Below are 19153 nucleotides of genomic sequence, written 5' to 3'. Positions count from 1 at the left end.
CCGCGCGGCGCGCGTCAGCGGCGCTCGGCCCACAGGTCGTGCTCGCTGCAGTCGACGATTTCCACCTGGTAGAACTCGCCCGCCCGCATGCCGGCCGAGTCTTCGACAAACACCAGGCCGTCGATCTCCGGCGCGTCGGCATAGCTGCGGCATACCGCCGTGCCCTCGTCGTCGATCTCGTCCACCAGCACCTGCAGGGTCTGGCCGACGCGGCGCGCCAGGCGGCGCGCGCTGATCTCGGCCTGCACGGCCATGAAGCGCTCCTTGCGCGCTTCTTTCACGTCTTCCGGCACCGGATTCGGCAGCTCGTTGGCGGTGGCGCCTTCGACCGGGGAGTAAGTGAAGCAGCCGACGCGGTCCAGCTCCGCCTCGCGGATGAACGCCAGCAGCTCTTCGAAGTCTTCCTCGGTCTCGCCGGGGAAGCCGACGATGAAGGTGGAGCGGATCACCAGTTCCGGACAGATCTCGCGCCACTTCTTGATGCGCGCCAGCACGTTGTCGCTGTTGGCCGGCCGCTTCATCAGCTTCAGCACTTTCTGGCTGGCATGCTGGAACGGGATGTCGAGATACGGCAGGATCTTGCCGTCGCGCATCAGCGGAATCACCTCGTCCACGTGCGGGTACGGGTAAACGTAATGCAGGCGCACCCAGATGCCGTGGCGGCCCAGCTCCTCGCACAGCTCGGTCATGCGGGTCTTCACCGGGCGGCCGTTGTGGAAGCCCAGCTTGTACTTGGTATCGACGCCGTAAGCCGAGGTGTCCTGCGAGATCACCAGGATCTCTTTCACCCCGGCCTTGGCCAGGCTTTCAGCCTCGCGCAGCACGTCGTGGATAGGGCGGCTTTCCAGGTCGCCGCGCATCGACGGAATGATGCAGAAGGTGCAACGGTGGTTGCAGCCTTCGGAAATCTTCAGGTAGGCGTAATGCTTGGGCGTCAGCCGCACCCCGATGTCCGGCACCAGGTCGACGAAGGGGTCGTGCGGCTTGGGCAGGTGGGCATGCACCGCGGTCATCACTTCCTCGGTGGCATGCGGGCCGGTCACGGCCAAGACCGACGGATGCACATCGCGCACCACATCGCCCTTGGCCCCCAGACAGCCGGTGACGATCACTTTGCCGTTCTCGTTCAGCGCTTCGCCGATGGCGTCCAGCGACTCCTCGACGGCAGAGTCGATGAAGCCGCAGGTGTTCACCACCACCAGGTCAGCCCCGTCATAGGAGGGAGCGATTTCATAGCCTTCGGCGCGAAGGCGGGTCAGGATCTGCTCGGAATCGCTCGCGGCCTTGGGACAGCCAAGGGAGACGAACCCGACGCGGGGAGTCTTGTTCATATTCAACGTCTTGGGCGGAAAATCGCGCGATTATACAACGGTTGGCCTCGCGATACTCAATCTGGTTTAAAGCGGCGGCTTGCGCACGCAACCGGGACGCGAAAAGAGGCGCGGCGGACCGCGGCGCCACGCCTCTGCGCTTATTTCTGCGCGGAAACCAGCACCAGCATCGGACGCTCGGCCTCCTCCGCCAACGCCGGCTCCATGGCGATCTGCTTGGCGCTCGGCCCCCATTCGTCAACGTGCCGCAACGCGAAGCCGGCAGCCATCAAGGCGTTGAGCGTGGAGCCCAGCGTGCGGTGGTACTTGACCACGCCGTCGGCCAGCCAGTGGCTGACGCGTCTCCCCTCCGCCTGGTAGCCGTTGACCGCCCAGGAGCGGCGGCCTTCGCTGTCGCTCACCCGCTGCTGAAGGCTCGGGCAGGTATGGATGGGATGCTCCATCGAAAACACCATCCAGCCGCCGGGCCTCAGGGCGCGATGGACGGCGGCGAACAACGGTGCGAGGTCCGGCAGATAGTGCAGGGTCAACGAGCTATAAACCAAATCCAGCCCTTGCCCGGGCAGGACCAGGCGCTCGAGATCGCCCTGCTGGTAGCGGATATTGCCGCCGCGGGTCAGCTCGCGGGCGCGCGCCAGCATCTTCTCCGACAGCTCGACGCCCAGCACTTCGCCGGCGCCCGCCTCGCTGGCGTAGCGGCAGAACCATCCGTAGCCGCAGCCCAGGTCGGCCACGCTCTTGCCCCGCAGATCGGGCAGCATGGCGCGCAGCGCCGGCCACTCCGGCGCGCCGTCCAGGCCGAGTCGGGAGCGAGGCAGCTGCGCGTAGCCATCGAAAAATCCCTGGTCGTCGTAAATGTTCTGGGACATGGAATCATCCTTTCTGAAACACAATTCAAGTTAGTTCCGGATTCGAGCGGAAATGAAAAAAGCGAGCCGGTCTGACCCGGCTCGCTTGAAAAGACGCCATCGTTGATAGAATGGCGGAAACGATCAGGGCCGCGAATGAGTCATCATCCGCGGCCCTGCTTATATCGATCGCCACGTAGCACCCTGCCTCCCTTGGCGGGAAGCGTTCAATCTGCGTGGCGATGAATGGAAGGGGAAGCTCAGGCTTCCGTATCAGGCTCCGAACAATGCTTCATCGCTAGCGATTGCGCGGAGCGCGCTCGGGTCACTCTCTGATCCGAGGCGTAAAGGGCAGTCATGATTCGCCTATGGGTGGGTGGATTGCCAAAGGGCAAAACTTATCTGAATAAACAGAGGGTTGTCAAACATGCCGCCGCGGCCATCCCCCGCCCCAAAGAAGAGAATCCGGCCAGGCTCGGCCGGATCCGCGTCGCGTCCGTCAGCGCGTCGGCATGCTCCAGCTCTGATTGGCCGTGCCGCCGCACTGCAGCAGGCTGACCGGCTGCCCGGAACGGTTGGCGCTCAGGCACAGGCCGCTCTTGGCGCTGCGTATCGCGCTGCCGCTGCGCGTCCAGGCGGATGTCCCGCTGCAGCTACGGATGTCGACGCCGCTACCATGCTCTTCCAGGCAGTAGTTGTCCTCCAGCTGCAACGAGCCATCCTTCGCATGCACCCAGGCCTGATTGCCGCCGCCGTGGCAACCATAGGTAATCGCCGCCGCGCCCTCGCTCGCGCCGCCGCTGGCGTCCAGGCACTGGCCGCCGTTGGCGATCGGTCCTCGGGTGCTGTTGCCGATGCCGTTTTCCTGAACGCTGCTCTGGCTGTAGGCCGTGACCTTGGAAAATGCCGGGCAGGCGTCGCTGACCGAGGTGCCGCTGATGCTGGCCGGCACCAGCCTGCCGGCGACGAAGCCGGCCGGCACGCCGAATGTCGCCTTGCTATAAGGCTGGCCCAGGCAGGTGGCGCGGTCGCTGTTCCACTCGAAGTATTCGGCCCAGTTGACCATATTGTGCGGCGAGATCTTGCTCGCCGCGGTCTTGATGCTGCCCAGCTTGAACGACGCGCCGCTGGTCTGATCGGTGACGGTCACGCCCAGCCAGCCGCCGGCCTCGTAAGCGACGTGGAAGCGGTAGCTGTGCCCCTGCGTCCAGTCCACGTGGATGCGGCAGCTACGGCCGGTGCCTTCGCCGGAGAAAGTGGTGCAATAGCTGCCGGCGCTGCCCGCTTTGGCATCGGTGGTGTCCCAGGCGGAAAACAGGAAAGTGCGCTTGCCGCCGCCATTGCTCTGCATGCCGGTATAAGCGCCGGAGGTGCCGACCAGATCGAACTGGTTGGCCCAGTACACATTGGCGGAATAGCCCGGATCGCGGTCCACCTTGATGGTGAAGTCGACCGCGTCCATGCCCGCCGACGCGGCGGCGGGGAACCGGTAGTTGGTATAAGTGCCCGGGGTTTTGCCCAGCGCGTGGGCCAAAGGGGAAAGCGAAAGCAGCAACAGCAGGGGAAGCGTGGTTTTGGCGTGCATCGCGGTCATCCTTCATACGTTTGACGAAAAACATACGCAAGCGATGCAACTCGTCTGCGCATGGCGATGGCTTTATGAATATCCAAAATAGAGTAAATGATCAATATGAATTAATTACAAATACCGTTGAAATATCATGGCAATGTGTTGCGAATTCACCGCCGCCTAGCGTTTTCGCGCGCAGACAAAATCGCCCCATACCGGGCAGCCGGCCTCGTCCCTGACCGGCATCCGCGTTCTTTCCAGCACATCCCAGCCTTCTTGCAGCAAGCGGTCCAGATAGCGGACAGAATGGCGGTAGCGGCCGCTGTGATGCAGCCGGAAATCGCCGTCCTCGCCGTCGTCCAGGCTTTCGGCGCAGAACAGCAGCAGGCCGCCCGGCGCCGCGCGCGCGGCCAACAGCATGAACAGCTCGTCCAGATCGCCCAGATAAGGCAGCGTGTCCATGCAAACGATCAGCTGGTAAACCCCGCCCGCTGCCCGGAGAAAGTCACGCAGCTCCCGCTCGTCCAGGCTGTCGTATATTCCCTTGGCCCGGGCCCGCTCCAGCATGCCGGCGCTCAGGTCCACGCCATCAAGCCGGCTGGCGTAGGGGCGCGCCGCCGCGCCGACCAGGCCGGTGCCGCATCCCAGGTCCAGCGCGGACAGCGATTGCGCCTCGATGTCCTGACGGGACAGGCAAGCCGCCGTCCATTGCGGGCCCTGATAGCGCAGGCGCGCCAGATCCTGATCGAAGCTGGCCGCCGCGGCGTCGAAGGCGCTGCCGACGTATTCGGCGTCGCAGGCGGCAGGCACCTCTCCTCCGCCGAACGCCGCCAGCATGTGCCGGGCCACCGGGCTGTCGCCCCGTTCCCGCAACCAGTCCTGGGCGAGCGCTCTCGCCTCCTCATGCCGCCCCAGCTCGCACAGTGCCTGTCCCACCGCGATGGGCGGCATCGCCCCGGGCGGCTCGGCCAGCACGCCCAAGGCGTTGCAGCGCCGAGCCTCGCCGTGGCGCCCCTGCCGCAACAGCATGCCGGTCAACAAGTGGAAAGCGTCCGGACAATGCTGGTTCAGCGATACCGCGCGGCACAATGCCTGCTCGGCTTCGGCGTCGCGGCCGGCCCGCATCAGCTGCGCGCCCAGATTGGTCCAGTAGAAATAACGGGCCGGATCGAGCCGGACGGCCTCGCTCAGCGCGGCCACCGCTTCCTGGGCCAGTCCCGCTTGCGCGCGGGCCAGCCCCAGATTGAAATGCCACTCGGCATGGCCGCCATCCGCCGCCACCGCCCGCTCCAGCAACGGCAGCGCTTCATCCGCGCGGCCCCGCTGCATCAATAGGAAACCCAGCCAATGTCCGGCCGCGGCGCCCTGGGCCTCATCGTCGAGCAGATCGCGGTAGGCCGACTCCGCCGCCACTGCGTCGCCGGACAGGTGCAGCCGCTGCGCTCGCCGCAGGCGCTCGTCCTCAAGCGTCATGTTCGCTTTCCCCTGCCGCCCAATGCCGGCAAAAAACAAGGCCGGGGAGTTTCCGTCCCCGGCCCTTGATGATCCCAGCCGCGCGTCCGCCGCTCAGGATTTGTCCTTGTTCTCCGATCCCGGATAGCCCGGGAAACCGAATCCGCCGAACAACTGCTTGGTCTGCTCCTGCATGCGGTTCTGCATTTCCAGGAACATGCCGGTGCTCTGCTCCATGTAGTTGGCCATCATGTTCTGGATGGCAGGCCCCTGCAGCTTCATGAACTCGCCCCACATGGTGGTGTTCAGCATCGCGTTGTCGCCGTACATCGCGCGGGTCTGCTCCTGCATTTTTTGCTGCAGCTGCGAAAACAGTTGGAGGTTCTTCTCCAGGAAAGGCCCCATCATGCCCTGCATCGCCTGGCCGTAGTAGCGAATGAACTGAGTCAGCACCTCATAGCTGAACATCGGCATGCCGCCGTTTTCTTCTTCCAGAATGATCTGCAACAGCACGCTGCGGGTGATGTCTTCCTGAGTCTTGGCGTCCACCACTTGGATGTCGACATTGTCCAGAACCAACTGCTTGACATCACTCAAAGTGATGTAGGAACTCGTGGCGGTATCGTACAGACGGCGGTTCGGGTACTTCTTGATGACCCGTTTCTCAACACTCATTTATCGCTCCTGGTTTATCTTCGTGGTGTTGTGCGCTGGCAATCTAACATAAATACAACAGACTAGAGCAAATCTTCTACCACCCCTTTGCCCCTTGTGCTACATTTACGCGTCATTGTGCGGCGCACAATACCACTTCAACGGAACACAGTCGGACCCCATTTTCCACGCAATGGAGGTTTTACACCATGTCCTACAACAACGAACAGCTGAACAAGCTTTCCCTGACCGGCTTCGAATCCACGCTGCGCTTCGCCCAGATCGCGCTGGACAGCACCGAGCGCCTGGTCAAACTGCAACTGGAAGCGTCCAAGCAGTCGCTGGAAGACCATACCAAGGCCGCCAGACAACTGACCGAATTCAAGGACTCCCAGGAAGCGATCAACCACCTGAACAAACTGGCCACCCAGTCCATCGACAAGCTGGTCAGCCATTCGCGCGATCTGTACGAAGTGGTCTCCGGCACCCAAAGCCAGCTGAGCAAGCTGGTCGAGGACAGCGTGGGCCAATTCAACAAATCGCTGATCAGCTCGATCGAATCCGTGGCCAAGAACGCTCCCGCCGGCTCCGACGCCACCCTGAACGCGGTGAAGACCTCGGTCGCCGCCGCCGCCGCCGCGGTCAACACTTTCAGCAAGGCCGCCCAGCAAGTGGCCGAGTTCACCGACAGCAGCGTCAAGGCCGCCACCAGCGCCACCGCCGACGCGGTGAAGAACTCCGCCAAGCGCGGCGCCACCGTCTGAGGCCTGAGGGCCAGCGCCCTTCGCCGCAACCCCGCCTTCACGGCGGGGTTTTCGCATTAACGGATGCGCGCCCCACGCTGCGGCGGTACAATCCCGTTTTACCAGATTGAGCAAGCACGACAGGTTCCCCCGCATGAAAATCAGCAGCAACTTCGACGCCGGCAGCATCGAAATCGTCTCCGCCGACAGCCTTGAAGACATCCAACTGCGCATCCGCCGCGACAACGCGGCCGACTTCGCGCAGTGGTTCTACTTCCGCGTGCAAGGGGCTGCTTATCAACACTGCACCTTCCGCTTCCTCAACGCCGCCGAATGCGCTTACCCGCAAGGCTGGGTGGACTACCAGGCGATGGCCTCCTACGACCGCGTCAACTGGTTCCGCGTGCCCACCCACTACGAAGACGGCGTGATGGTGATCGAACACGTGCCGCTGTCGGGCAGCATCTACTACGCCTACTTCGAGCCCTATACCTACGACCAGCACCTGAACCTGATCGGCCAGGCTCAGGGATCCGGCCTGTGCCAGGTCTCCGACCTAGGCTCCACCGTGCAGGGCCGCGACATGAACCTGCTGACCATCGGCCACGAGGTGGAGTCGGACCTGAAGATCTGGATCACCGCGCGCCAGCATCCGGGCGAGACCATGGCCGAATGGTTCGTCGAGGGCTTCCTCAACCGCCTGCTCGATCCTCAAGACCCGACCAGCCGCGCGCTGCTGGACCGCGCCACCTTCTACGTGGTGCCGAACATGAATCCGGACGGCTCGGTGCTGGGCAATCTGCGCACCAACGCCGCCGGCGCCAACCTGAACCGCGAGTGGGCGAATCCCAGCGCGGAAACCAGCCCGGAAGTGCTGGCGGTACGCCAAAAGATGCTGGAAACCGGCGTCGACCTGTTCCTCGACATCCACGGCGACGAGAACATTCCTTATGTGTTCCTGGCCGGCACCGAAGGCGTGCCGTCATGGAATGCCGAACTGGAAAAGCTGGCGGACAGCTTCCGCCACCATTTCCTGCTGGCCAGCCCCGATTTCCAGACCGAGCACGGCTACCCGCGCAACGAGGCCGGCAAAGCCAATATGAGCATCGCCACCAACTGGGTATGCGAACAATTCGGCTGCCTCGCCTTCACGCTGGAAATGCCGTTCAAGGACAATCACAACCTGCCCGACGACGACTTCGGCTGGAACGGCCAGCGCAGCCTGCGCCTGGGCGAATCCGCCCTCAGCCCGATCTACGCGGTGCTCAATGATCTGGCACGCGGGGAATAATTCGCGTTCAGAATGAAAAAAGCCGGCGATCGCCGGCTTTTTTCATGTCCGCGCCCGCTCACATCGCCACGGGCAACTTGTCCAGCGCCTTCACCAGCTCCACCTCGGCCATGCACCAATCGCTGCCTTTTTCCAGCACCTTGCCCAGCGCGATCTGGAAATGCTTGCCCCGGGCAGTCATGTAGAACTGCTTGCCCAGCATGTACAGCGACAAGGGCAAAATCAACGCATTGATCACCTTGCCGGCGCGCCGATAAGGCATGAACAGGCTGATGTGGCCAGCCAGCCAGACCTGGTCCGGCGGCAGGGTGGGGTCGATCAGGCGAGCATCGGTCGGCCGCAGCGACGCCGCCAGCGGGCGCGTGCTCAGCGTCTCCACTCCCAGATAGATGCGCTCCCGGCCGGTGCGCTTGACGCGGCGGATGATGCCCAGGCTCCATCCTTCCTGCTCCGGCTCGCGAAAGCCGATCAAGCTGCCCAGGCTGACCCACTCGTTTCCCATCACATCCAGCGACACGCCCAAGCCCGTCTGGCTGACATTCTCCAGCGACCAACGTTGAAACTCCTGCGGCAGCCCCGCTTCCGCAGTCTCTCCGGACAATGACAGCGAGCTGGCGGCGGGCAACGGCGACAGCGTCTTGTCCCGCTTGCGGCTGGTGACGAAGCCATAGATGCGGATATTGGCGGCATCCTCGTAGCTATCCTTGTCCACGCCTCGCTGTCCCTGCATCTGCTCTTCGTCCGGCCTGCGAATCAGCTTGTGCAGCAGATGCAGGCGATGCGCGACCTCCACCTGCCGGTCGCTGACCGCCACCCGTTCCGCGCGCTCGAACAGCACCGGCTTGGCAGCCCATTCCCGAGTCAAGATGCGCAGCAGCGACGCGTCGATGCCAGGCTCGATCAGGCGTTTCAATTCGGCCGGAATTCGGCCCGCCTCCATCACGATCGCCCAGCCATGGAGGATTTCCACCAGCTCCGCCGTATTCCAGTAACGCGCCCACTCGCCGGCCTCCCCTTTCACCCGCGCGGCGGGCTTGGGCTCGGCCAAAGACACGCAGAAACTGGCGTCGGCGAAATAAGACTTGCTGATTGTCATGCGATTGCTGAGCAAGGCCAGCAACTCATAGGAGAAATTCACTTGCCGGGCGTTGAGATTGCCATTGCTCAGCACCGACATCATATGCAATGCCAGATACTGATCCTGAACCGTGGTCGCGCCGTTCTTATCGCCAAAAAGAAATACCGGCCGGCTATCCCAGCCGCGTTGCTCGGCAAATCGATACAGCTGATTGACATTCATCCAGAATACTTCGTCTGGCTGGTAATTTCTCACATACTGCCATTTGGCATACTCGGCAAGATAATAAAACATCCGCGCCAACACCAAAGGCAGATGCTGCTGCACCCTTAAGCCATTCGGATTATCAGACTCGACCGGCAATGCGTATTGGTAAAAATCAGTAAATTGCTTGCCGTAATTCAGGATTTGCGCGCGCAACTGAGCTTCCAGCACCTTGGGCATGCGGGCATTCATCAGGTATTGCACGCACAAGGTATCGTGCAACGGCTGTGTTTCCTGATTCAACGCCAGCACCGCCTCAAGCTGGTCTGCAGATAGTTCCAAAGAAGGCGAGTTCAAGCCCGCCAACAACTCGGCAACCTTGTCGTGCGCGCCAGAGCCGAACTCCTGTTTCAGCTTTTCCGCGTAGGCTTTCGCCGACGATGCGTTGGCCAAGGGATCCTGCTTGCCCTTGGATCCCCTTGCGAAGAAATCCAGCATGCTCTTGTCCAGTATCGTTAGACCCCCGAGCCGAGCGGTGCTCCGCCTGCGCAGGCTGCCATCACTATTTATAGCAAGCAGCGACGCTCGCTGCTTGCCGGGCAAGAAAACCATTAGAAAAAAAAAGCGCCGAGTCGGCGCTTTCTTTATATGTATCCAAACTTAGATAGCCAGGGCTTCCAGCTTTTTGCCGCTGTCGATCCAAGCCTGCACCCAAGCCGGCTTGCGGCCGCGGCCAGTCCAAGTCAGGTTGCTGTCGCTGGGATGGCGATACTTGGCCTCCACCGGCTTGCGCACCGCCACGGCCTTGCTCAACACGTCTTCCACGCTCAAGCCATAGGCGCGGGCCAGTTCGATAATCTGCTTTTTGGCCTTGGATTTTTCTTCCACTTCGCGACGCTTGATTTCGTTTTCTACGTCAGCCTTCAGTGCGACCAGCGCGGTGAATTCCAGCTTGGACAGATCCATGACATGTTCCCTTGATTATTGGTTTAACGATTTACAGGATGTAATGTAGCCAATCGAAATGGCGCAAGTCAAGAATTAAAAAGAAAATGGATTACCCATTATTCTGTTGCGGATTCGATGGCATACGGCAATTCCAACCGATGCAGCGCAATAGTATGCGCCTCATCGGCAAATATGCCAGCCTCCCAAGTCTGCGATTGCGCCACCGCCAAGCCCAGATAAGCGCGATCGTCCAACTGGCATATCGCCGCCAGCATGCCTATCGACTGATCCGGCAATTGCGGACTATAAAGCTTGGTGCCAACCGGCAAGGCGGTATCAAACGATACCTTGAACATCCTGCGCTTCATCTTGCCCAGATACTGGCTGCGCGCGACGATTTCCTGGCCCGGATAGCATCCCTTCTTGAAGTTGACCGCGCCAATCAATTCCATATTCGCCATTTGCGGCACAAACTGTTCCTGTGTCGCCTGCACCACCCAAGCGATTCCAGCCTGAATATCCCGCAATGCCCAGGCTTGCGCCAGCGCCGCCTGCAAACCGTCCGCGCGCGCGATGTCCGCGCCGATGCCGCAGCCATCTTTCAGCGCCAGCAAATAGCCGCCATTCGGCAAAGCCACCAGCGCGGCTTCAGATTGGGCCTCAACCTGCATTTTTCCCAGCGACTCCAGACCGGGGAAATGTTTTTGCAACTCACTCCTGGCCAAAATGCCGGACAGCCCCAATAACGACCAATCGCGATCCAGCGCCACTTTCACCTTGGAACGCAGCACAAACATGGCCAGCCTTTTTGCAACCGCTTCGGCGATATCCGCGGAAACCATCAGGCAGTAAGCTCCCTCATGCTTCCAGATCAGAAAACTGGCCAGCATGCGTCCCTTCGCGGTGGAATAGGTGCTGTACTGCGCGCAGCCCGGCGTCACTTCGCGAATATCATTCGACAACTGCCCCTGCAGAAACGCCGCGGCATCCTCGCCCTCCACTCTGATCAACACGAAGTTTTCCAGCGGGGCCAATACCGATCCGTTTTCCAAGGCCGAGATCTGCTCCCGATGGGATTCCAACGGCGCTTGTCCGTTTTCTCCGCGAACCACGCCCTTTTGCCTCAGCCATTCATCCCAGAATGCATCCATGTTCCATCTACTCCGCATTGATTTTCGATAGTTGATCTTACCGCCAACGGCCACCCCGTCGCCAGCGGCGACCGACATGACCGATGGAATACCATTGCATAACAAACACCTAAGTTATCCTTCCCCAGCCCGCCCATCCGCCGCCGTATTTTTTACCGCGACGGGCATTGACAAGGCTGTCTGGCTCCGTATATAGTTCGCCCTCACTCAATTCCCTGATAGCTCAGTCGGTAGAGCGACGGACTGTTAATCCGCAGGTCGCAGGTTCGAGCCCTGCTCGGGGAGCCACCACTTTCGTGGCTGAAATTTGAGTGCATGTGTTCCCTGATAGCTCAGTTGGTAGAGCGACGGACTGTTAATCCGCAGGTCGCAGGTTCGAGCCCTGCTCGGGGAGCCACACCGCCCACGGCGCCCAATTCAAAGTTTTGTTCCCTGATAGCTCAGTCGGTAGAGCGACGGACTGTTAATCCGCAGGTCGCAGGTTCGAGCCCTGCTCGGGGAGCCAGAATACGATAAGCCGCAGCTCACGCTGTGGCTTTTTCGTTTTGCCTTTCCCTTTTACAATCGTCTCCATCCACTGGAGAAACGATGTTGAACAAACCCATACCGCTCGCCATCGGCGCCATTCTGCTTTGGGCTTCCCTGGCCACGCTGGGCGCGCTGACCCGGAGCCTGCCGCCCTTTCTCGTCGTCGGCGTCAGCCTATGCGTCGGCAGCCTGCTGTCCATCCACCGCGTCCGCGACTGGAAAGTCCCGCCACTGACCCTGCTGGCCGGGATCTACGGCTTGTTCGGCTACCACTTCCTGCTGTTTTTCGCCTTCCGGCTGGCGCCGGCGCTGGAGGCCAACCTGCTCAACTACCTGTGGCCGCTGCTGATCGTGACGCTGTCCCCGCTGCTGCGCCCCGGCACCCGCCTGATGCGCCGCCACATCATCGGCGGCATTCTAGGCTTCATCGGCGCCGGACTGATCGTCACCGGCGGCACGCTCGCGCTGTCCCAGCAGTACCTGCCGGGCTACCTGTTGGCGATCGCCGCCGCCGTAGTGTGGTCGACCTTCAGCCTGCTGCTGGGGCGCTTGCCAGCTTTTTCCGGCAGCGCGATGGGCGGCTTCTGCCTGGCATCCGGCCTGCTGTCCCTGCTATGCCATGCGTTGTTCGAGCCCGCGGCGCAACCCAGCGCCGCGCAATGGGCGACGCTGCTCCTGCTGGGCCTAGGCCCGATGGGCGGCGCCTTCTTCCTGTGGGAGCGCGCGCTCAGGCTCGGCGATCCCCGCCAGATAGGCTCGCTCTCCTACGCCACCCCGCTGCTCTCCACCCTGCTGCTGACCGCCAGCGGCCAGGGCGCGCTCAATCCGCTGGCCGCTGTCGCCATCCTGCTGATCCTGGGCGGAGCGCTGCTGGGCACCATGCCGGATCGACGGGCGCCGCAGGTTCAACCCCAGTAGCTTTGCCAAAAACATGCACCAACAGTTAAAATAATCACTATCAAATAAAAGGAAAAGCCATGTCTGTTCTGAAGGAATTCAAGGAATTCGCCGTCAAGGGCAATGTGATCGACCTCGCCGTCGGCGTCGTGATCGGCGGTGCCTTCGGCTCCATCGTCAAGTCGCTGGTAGACGATGTGATCATGCCGCCCATCGGCCTGCTGATCGGCAACGTCGACTTCTCCAACCTGTTCTTCGTGCTGAAGGATGGCGCCAAACAGGCCGGCCCCTATGTCTCGGTCGCCGCCGCCAAGCAAGCCGGCGCCACCACGCTGAACCTGGGCCTGTTCATCAATTCGCTGGTCAGCTTCACCATTGTCGCCTTCGCCATCTTCATGCTGGTCAAGGCCATCAACCGGCTCAAGCGCGAAGAAGCCGCGCCCGCTCCCGCCGCGCCGGCCACCAAGGAATGCCGCTACTGCCTGTCCGCCATCCCGGAAAAGGCCACCCGCTGCCCCTGCTGCACCTCCCAGCTGGACTAGACACACCCCCGGCCGCGGCGTCGAAATCGGCGCCGCGCTTGCCCAGGCGGAGCGATTCCCCTACAATCGCTTCCGTTCTGGGGGAGTAGCCTCGGCGCGCGACAGCGCCGGCACCGGTCAACATACTTGGCATTCGCCATGGCCGCTGCGACGATCTTCCGTTTGGCAAGACCCATGACATGTTTGCGCACAGCGGGGCCGCGGCGCAGGCTTGTCATGGCGTATCCGCGGCCCCTGGAGTTCCCATGCAAGCCTTCATGATTTCCACCGGCGTGGTGGCCTTGGCCGAGATCGGCGACAAAACCCAATTGCTGGCCCTGCTGCTCGCCTCTCGCTTCAAGAAGCCGGTTCCCATCATTCTCGGCATTTTCGTGTCCACATTGGTGAACCACTTCGCCGCCGCCGCCGTCGGCCAATGGCTGATGAGCCAGGTGGGGCCCGACCTCATGCGCTGGGGCCTGGGCCTGTCCTTCGTCGCGATGGCCGTCTGGATGCTGATACCCGACAAGCTGGATGAAACCGACGCGCTGCGCGAACGCTTCGGCATATTCGGCACCACGGTGATCGCCTTCTTCATCGCCGAGATGGGCGACAAGACCCAGATCGCCACCGTGGCGCTGTCGGCGCGTTTCCCCGAACAACTCTATATGGTGGTGGCCGGCACCACGCTGGGCATGATGATCGCCAATGTGCCGGCGGTGCTGCTGGGCGAGGTGGCGGCGAAAAAGCTGCCGCAGAAGCTGATGCATGCGATCGCCGCCGCGCTGTTCATCGGACTGGGCATCGCCACGCTGATGACGCCGCTGTCGCTGTAATCGCGGACATCAAAAAGGGAGGCCTGGGCCTCCCTTTTTCTCATCCCGCGCTCACTCCTGCGTCAACAAGGCGTGGGGATCGAAGCCCACCCGCAAGGCGCCCCAATGACGGCCGCGCAGCTCCAGCGGCAGCACCACCTCGGACAACACTTCTCCGGTGTCGCGGCTGTAAGTCTGCAACAGGAAGGGCTGCACATTGCGCGCCGCGCGCAGGCCAGCGGCGTCGTTGAAGATGCGCTTGTCGCGGCTCTCGACCAGATCCTTGGCCGGATCGCCGCTGGCCGGCTTGCTGTACCAGCTGTTATGGGTCGGCGCGTAGCCGTTGCCATCCACCGCCACGCAGAACTTGCCGCCCGGAATCTGCCCCACCACGCCGTCCAGCATCGGCTGCAGCAGCTTTTCCAGCTTGGCGTCGTAAGCGGTGCGGTATTTCGCCGGCGCAGTGCCGGCGATCTGCTGGTAACGCTGATCAAACAGATCCAGACCACCTTGCAAGGCCTGCTGCAGCAGGCCCTGCACTTGATCGCGGACGTCCCGCGCCCGATTCACCGCCTGGTCGAAAGCGCCGTCGCCGATGACGAACTTGGAAACCAGCTCCTGCACCTGCTCCGCCGCCACCGTCAGCTCGGTCGCCGCTTTTTCCGTCTGCCCCAGGCGGCCGCTCACCAACTGCCCCAGTTGGTGGATTTCGGCCACATTCCGGTTGACCTGCTGATTGCTGTCGGCGAAACCGTGCATGGTGGAAGCGATCTGGCTCAATCCGCTGGATGTCGCTTCGAAATCGCCCATCATCTTGCTGAAATGCTCGGACGCGCGCGAAATCACGTCCCGCGCCTGATTGGTATCGGCGGTGATGGCCTCGGTTTCCTGCTGGGTGTTCGCCACCAGGCCCAGCATGCCGTCGATGTTGTGCGATATCTCGTCGGTGGCGGTCTTGACCCGCTCCGCCAGCTTGCGCACCTCGTCCGCCACCACCGCGAAACCGCGGCCGCTCTCGCCAGCGCGCGCCGCCTCGATGGCGGCATTCAGCGCTAGCAGATTAGTTTGCTCGGACACGTCCTTGATCAGATCGACAATGGTCTTGATGCTGGCCGAGCGCTGGCTCAGATCTTCCACCGTGTGGTTGAAATGGCCGACCTTGCGGCTGATGTCGTGAATGCTTTCCGTCACCAGGCGCAACTCCTGATACGAGTCCCGCGCCACCTTCAAATTCTCGGCGGTGGTGAAAGAAATAGCTTCGGTCTGCTCGGTGACCAGCCCTGCGCCGCGCGTCGAATCATCGCTGGCCTGCCTCACCTGCTTGGCCAGATCGTCCTGCTGGCGGGCGCTGCCCAGCGACTCGGTGACATTGCGCCGCGTCACCGCGGAGTCCATCGCGATCCGCACCGTCATCAGCCTCACCTTGCTGATGATTTCCCGCATCTTCAGCAAGAAGCGGTTGTAAGACAGCGACAGCTCGCGGATCTCGTCATAGGTGATGGTGGGAATCTCGCGCGACAGATCGCCGGCGCCGGCGCCGATTTCGTTGAAGATCTGGATGATCATGCGCAACGGCCGCACGATCAGATAGCGCAGATACCAGACCATGAAAGCGATGAAGACGAAACTCAAGGCCCACAGCCCTAGCGTCCAGTAGAGCGCGCTGTCTATGCTGGCCTCGACCCCGGCCATGATCTGCGGCGACACGCCGGCGCCGCGCAGGCTGTCGCGAATGTCGGACAAGGCATGGTAGCTGTAGGCCACCATCAGCAGCTGGAACAAGCTGATGAAGAAAAAACTGCACAACTTCTTGCCAAGCGTGTTCCAGAACGTCTTCTCGGAAAACGTGTACAAGCGCCAAAACCACTCCATTTGCTCTCCTCTTGCCGGCTGTGCCGCCGCTATTTTTTATTAGGACGTTATTTTTTCCGATGCGCGCCGCAATTGCCAGCCGATTCTCATCCGGAAACTTGATCCACATCAAACCCTCGCCGCCGCCATATCATCCAGCGCTCGCTATCGCGGAAAACCGCGACGCTCGACCCCAGCGCCTCATCCGCTTCCAGCTCGAACCACGGCGACAGCAGATCCGCCAGAGACTCGGCATCGATGCCGAATGGCGGCCCCCGCTCGGTGTCGGCGATGAAAAACACCCCGGCCAGCGCGCCGCCGGGACGGACCAGCGCCGCGACTCGATCAGCATATTGCTTTCGCATGCGGACAGGCAAGGCGCACAAAAAAGCCCGCTCGAACACGCAGTCGAAAACGGGCAGTTCTTGCAAGAAAAAATCGGCGAGCAATAATCGGCCAGCGGCTTCCGGCCACTGCCTGGCGGCGAGCTCGACCGCCGCCTCGCTGAAATCCACCGCCAGCACCTCGTGCCCCATGCCCAGCAAGGGCGACATGTCCGCCGCGCTGCCGCAGCCCGGCATCAACACCTGCAGCGGCGGCTGCGCGGCGAAAAACTCGCGCGCGGGCGGCGGCAGCTGCCCGCCCTCCCATGGCATCACGCCTTCACGGTAACGCTGCTCCCAGAAATCCGCCTTGGAACTGTCCGCCATACATTCCTTTCGATTCACCTCTCCCGCAGCCATGCCGCCACCCGCTCCAGCGACAGGCCCGCGCAATCGCACGCTTCCTCGCGCGTCGAAGCGGCGTCGCGCCAGCGCAAGCAACCCGCCTCGTCCAGCCGATAATGCCCGCCCCCGGGCAAACGCCCCCACTCGGCGCCATCCAGCTCATCCAGCTCCAGCAGCGCGCCGCAAGCCGCCGCCAGCTGCAGCAGGCGCAGGCGCGCCGGCAGGCGCAGCCATACCGCCTCCCGCTCATCGGCCGACATGAAGCACCACTGGCTCACTTCGGCGAAGGTGCGCGCGCAACCGCGGCAAACGTTGTCGCCCAGCGCGGTGGAACACAGGGCGATGCAGGGGGAATCGGGACGGGTCATGCTCATTCAGATGCTCGGCTCGGAAAAACAATGGCTTGAAAAACGGTCTGTCGCTCGCGACAAAACCAAAACGAGTATATCAGCAAGAGAAGGACAAACTGGCATCGGATAAAACCGATAACGGGAAGGAAAATAAAACCGCGCCGCGAATGGAGTCGGGAAATGGAAAACAAAAAAGCCAGCTTGCGCTGGCGTTTCAGTTTGATACGGCTTTAGATCTTATTGGTCGGGGTGAGAAGATTCGAACTTCCGACCCCCTGCACCCCATGCAGGTGCGCTACCAGGCTGCGCTACACCCCGACTCAAGAGAAACACAGTGTAACTGATTTATTATTTTTTGCCAATACCCGAATCCAGCCATTCAAGGATGGATTCCAATTCGGCGCGCACTTCCTGCGCGGTGACCGGACGTTCGCCATCATCGCCCATTCCCAGCCGCTGGCGAGCGCCCTGAATGGTGAAGCCATCGTCGTACAGCAATTCGCGAATGCGGCGCACCAGCAAAACTTCGTGATGCTGGTAATAACGGCGGTTGCCGCGCCGCTTCACCTGGCGCAATTGGGAAAACTCCTGCTCCCAATAACGCAGCACATGCGGCTTCACCCCAGCGAGTTCGCCGACTTCGCTGATGGTGAAGTAACGCTTAGACGGAATCGACGGCAGATCAGCCTTGCTTGTTAGCATGGTATTGCTCAACCATTCCCTTGAGTTTCTGGCTTGCGTGGAACGTTACCACACGGCGGGCGGTGATGGGAATCTCTTCCCCGGTCTTGGGGTTGCGGCCCGGACGCTGCGGCTTGTCGCGCAGCTGGAAGTTGCCGAAACCGGACAACTTAACCGAATCCCCAGATTCCAGCGCCAGCCGGATCTCTTCGAAAAACGACTCGACCATGTCCTTGGCTTCGCGTTTGTTCAGACCAACCTGGTCAAACAGCAAATCGGCCAGTTCAGCCTTCGTCAAAGTCATGACATTCCCCTCAAACTTCTAAACCACAATCGACGGGCGGACCCACCGGGATCCGCCCGCCCACATCTTGATCACACGCGCAGTTGCGCGCCCAGTTCCGACACCGCGTCCAGCAGGGCCTGCATCGCCGGCTCCACGTCCTCGTCGGTCAGGGTCCGGCTATTGTCCTGCATCAGCACGCTAAAGGCCAGACTCTTCTTGCCTTCGGCGACGCCCTTGCCGCGATAAACGTCGAACAAGGCGATATCGGTGACGATTTCAGCGCGCTTGGCATCGAACGCGGACAGCAGCTGCGCCACAGTCACAGCCTCGTCCACCAGCAGCGCCAGATCGCGGCGCACCGGCTGGAACTTGCTGACCGGCCGCGCCTTGATGCGGCTGCGCGCGGTAGCGGCCGCCAGATCCAGCTCGAACAGCACCGGCGCATTCACCAGGTCATAGGCCTGCACCCACTGCGGATGCAGCTCGCCGATCACGCCGACCGCCTTGCCGTCCACCAGCACCTCGGCGCAGCGGCCGGGATGGAAGGCCGGATGGACCGCCTTGCGGTACTCGGCCTTGACCGGATGCAGCAAGGCTTCGACATCGGCCTTGGCATCGAAGAAATCGACGCGCTCGGCCTTGGCGCCCCATTGCTCGGACAGGCGCGGACCCCAGGCCAGGCCGGCCACTCGCTCCGGCTGCTCGAAACCGTCAGCGCCGCGCAAGAACACGCGCGCCACCTCGAACAGCCGCACGCGCGGCTGCTTGCGGTTGATGTTGCCGGCCAGCACGTCGACCAGGCCGCCGATCAGCGTCGAGCGCATCACGCTCATCTGGCTGGCGATCGGGTTCTGCAGGCGGATCGCGTTGTCGTTGCCGGCGAAATCGCGCTCCCAGCGCTCGTCGACAAAGGCGTAGCTGACCACTTCCTGGTAGTCGCGGCCGGCCAGCAGGTGGCGCAACTGATCCACCGGTCGCTTCTCTTCCGGCTGCGCCAGCATGCGCATGCCGGAACGCGGCGCGTCGGCGGGGATGGCGTTGTAGCCGTAGACGCGCGCCACCTCCTCGATCAGGTCTTCCTCGATCTCGATATCGAAGCGGAACGACGGCGCCTGCACGGTGAAGACTTCATCGGCCAGCGTGTAGGACAGGCTCAGACGGGACAGAATGTCGCCGATTTGCTCGGCGGACAGCGCCACGCCCAGCACCTTGGCCACGCGCGCCAC

Annotated in this window: 19 protein-coding genes and 4 tRNA genes; 8 read left to right on the top strand and 15 right to left on the bottom strand. The window is 62.1% G+C overall.

The window, feature by feature from the left end; genetic code table 11:
• Positions 1 to 14: 14 nt before the first annotated feature.
• The 5 genes from rimO to phaR all read right to left on the bottom strand — a co-directional run bounded on the left by rimO (position 15) and on the right by phaR (position 5876).
• A complete protein-coding gene (rimO, locus tag ACY3GB_RS20420; protein WP_463090332.1) occupies positions 15 to 1331 on the bottom strand; it encodes a 30S ribosomal protein S12 methylthiotransferase RimO in 1317 nt (438 codons plus the stop codon).
• 140 nt (positions 1332 to 1471) lie between these two features.
• Positions 1472 to 2200 carry a class I SAM-dependent methyltransferase gene (locus ACY3GB_RS20415; protein ID WP_463090331.1) on the bottom strand — a complete coding sequence of 243 codons (729 nt, stop codon included), beginning with the start codon at positions 2198 to 2200 and terminating at the stop codon, positions 1472 to 1474.
• Between the two features lie 478 nt (positions 2201 to 2678).
• A complete protein-coding gene (locus ACY3GB_RS20410; RefSeq protein WP_463090330.1) occupies positions 2679 to 3764 on the bottom strand; it encodes an RICIN domain-containing protein in 1086 nt (361 codons plus the stop codon).
• Positions 3765 to 3929: 165 nt separating this feature from the next.
• Positions 3930 to 5222: a class I SAM-dependent DNA methyltransferase gene (locus ACY3GB_RS20405; RefSeq protein WP_463090329.1), complete on the bottom strand. Its 1293-nt coding sequence runs from the start codon at positions 5220 to 5222 to the stop codon at positions 3930 to 3932.
• A gap of 93 nt (positions 5223 to 5315) precedes the next feature.
• Positions 5316 to 5876 (bottom strand): polyhydroxyalkanoate synthesis repressor PhaR, encoded by a 561-nt coding sequence (gene phaR, locus ACY3GB_RS20400; RefSeq protein ID WP_463090328.1) that lies wholly within the window; start codon positions 5874 to 5876, stop codon positions 5316 to 5318.
• Between the two features lie 188 nt (positions 5877 to 6064).
• Between phaR and ACY3GB_RS20395 the strand changes: the two genes are divergently transcribed.
• Complete coding sequence (locus ACY3GB_RS20395; RefSeq protein WP_463090327.1) at positions 6065 to 6619, top strand: phasin family protein; 555 nt, start codon at positions 6065 to 6067, stop codon at positions 6617 to 6619.
• A 133-nt stretch (positions 6620 to 6752) separates the two neighbouring features.
• Positions 6753 to 7889 carry a M14 family metallopeptidase gene (locus ACY3GB_RS20390; protein ID WP_463090326.1) on the top strand — a complete coding sequence of 379 codons (1137 nt, stop codon included), beginning with the start codon at positions 6753 to 6755 and terminating at the stop codon, positions 7887 to 7889.
• Positions 7890 to 7947: 58 nt separating this feature from the next.
• On the opposite strand, the gene ACY3GB_RS20385 is transcribed toward ACY3GB_RS20390, so the two are convergent.
• The 3 genes from ACY3GB_RS20385 to ygfZ all read right to left on the bottom strand — a co-directional run bounded on the left by ACY3GB_RS20385 (position 7948) and on the right by ygfZ (position 11270).
• Positions 7948 to 9669 (bottom strand): hypothetical protein, encoded by a 1722-nt coding sequence (locus ACY3GB_RS20385; RefSeq protein ID WP_463090325.1) that lies wholly within the window; start codon positions 9667 to 9669, stop codon positions 7948 to 7950.
• 162 nt (positions 9670 to 9831) lie between these two features.
• Positions 9832 to 10137 carry an H-NS histone family protein gene (locus tag ACY3GB_RS20380; RefSeq protein WP_021477061.1) on the bottom strand — a complete coding sequence of 102 codons (306 nt, stop codon included), beginning with the start codon at positions 10135 to 10137 and terminating at the stop codon, positions 9832 to 9834.
• A gap of 98 nt (positions 10138 to 10235) precedes the next feature.
• Positions 10236 to 11270, bottom strand: a complete 1035-nt coding sequence (gene ygfZ / locus ACY3GB_RS20375) for a CAF17-like 4Fe-4S cluster assembly/insertion protein YgfZ (RefSeq protein WP_463090324.1) — start codon at positions 11268 to 11270, stop codon at positions 10236 to 10238.
• 212 nt (positions 11271 to 11482) lie between these two features.
• Here ygfZ and ACY3GB_RS20370 point away from each other — a divergent pair.
• The 6 genes from ACY3GB_RS20370 to ACY3GB_RS20345 all read left to right on the top strand — a co-directional run bounded on the left by ACY3GB_RS20370 (position 11483) and on the right by ACY3GB_RS20345 (position 14052).
• Positions 11483 to 11558, top strand: a tRNA-Asn gene (locus ACY3GB_RS20370).
• A gap of 33 nt (positions 11559 to 11591) precedes the next feature.
• Positions 11592 to 11667: transfer RNA gene (locus ACY3GB_RS20365), tRNA-Asn, on the top strand.
• A gap of 32 nt (positions 11668 to 11699) precedes the next feature.
• A tRNA-Asn gene (locus ACY3GB_RS20360) sits at positions 11700 to 11775 on the top strand.
• 83 nt (positions 11776 to 11858) lie between these two features.
• Positions 11859 to 12716: a DMT family transporter gene (locus ACY3GB_RS20355; RefSeq protein WP_463090323.1), complete on the top strand. Its 858-nt coding sequence runs from the start codon at positions 11859 to 11861 to the stop codon at positions 12714 to 12716.
• Positions 12717 to 12775: 59 nt separating this feature from the next.
• Positions 12776 to 13237 (top strand): large conductance mechanosensitive channel protein MscL, encoded by a 462-nt coding sequence (mscL, locus tag ACY3GB_RS20350; RefSeq protein WP_021477058.1) that lies wholly within the window; start codon positions 12776 to 12778, stop codon positions 13235 to 13237.
• 245 nt (positions 13238 to 13482) lie between these two features.
• Positions 13483 to 14052 (top strand): TMEM165/GDT1 family protein, encoded by a 570-nt coding sequence (locus tag ACY3GB_RS20345; protein WP_070981002.1) that lies wholly within the window; start codon positions 13483 to 13485, stop codon positions 14050 to 14052.
• A 51-nt stretch (positions 14053 to 14103) separates the two neighbouring features.
• Here the strand turns inward: ACY3GB_RS20345 and ACY3GB_RS20340 are convergent, their stop codons facing one another.
• The 7 genes from ACY3GB_RS20340 to ACY3GB_RS20310 all read right to left on the bottom strand — a co-directional run.
• Positions 14104 to 15903: a methyl-accepting chemotaxis protein gene (locus tag ACY3GB_RS20340; protein ID WP_463090322.1), complete on the bottom strand. Its 1800-nt coding sequence runs from the start codon at positions 15901 to 15903 to the stop codon at positions 14104 to 14106.
• An 86-nt stretch (positions 15904 to 15989) separates the two neighbouring features.
• A complete protein-coding gene (locus ACY3GB_RS20335; protein ID WP_463090319.1) occupies positions 15990 to 16706 on the bottom strand; it encodes a methyltransferase domain-containing protein in 717 nt (238 codons plus the stop codon).
• On the bottom strand, positions 16607 to 16984 hold the full coding sequence (locus ACY3GB_RS20330) for a DUF1289 domain-containing protein (protein WP_463090318.1): 378 nt from the start codon (positions 16982 to 16984) through the stop codon (positions 16607 to 16609). The genes ACY3GB_RS20335 and ACY3GB_RS20330 overlap by 100 nt, the downstream gene beginning before the upstream one ends.
• A 217-nt stretch (positions 16985 to 17201) precedes the next feature.
• Positions 17202 to 17278 (bottom strand) — tRNA-Pro (locus tag ACY3GB_RS20325).
• A 30-nt stretch (positions 17279 to 17308) separates the two neighbouring features.
• Complete coding sequence (locus ACY3GB_RS20320; protein WP_463090317.1) at positions 17309 to 17674, bottom strand: MerR family transcriptional regulator; 366 nt, start codon at positions 17672 to 17674, stop codon at positions 17309 to 17311.
• Complete coding sequence (locus tag ACY3GB_RS20315; RefSeq protein WP_011134908.1) at positions 17643 to 17945, bottom strand: integration host factor subunit alpha; 303 nt, start codon at positions 17943 to 17945, stop codon at positions 17643 to 17645. Before ACY3GB_RS20315 ends, ACY3GB_RS20320 begins: the two co-directional genes overlap by 32 nt.
• 71 nt (positions 17946 to 18016) lie before the next feature.
• Positions 18017 to 19153 (bottom strand): phenylalanine--tRNA ligase subunit beta (locus ACY3GB_RS20310; RefSeq protein ID WP_463090321.1); only part of this gene is annotated, 1137 nt, incomplete at its 5' end.

This window comes from Chromobacterium sp. Ag138 (assembly GCF_055181315.1).
The sequence above is the reverse complement of the archived record's forward strand: the minus strand, read 5'-3'. Positions and strand labels throughout refer to the sequence as shown.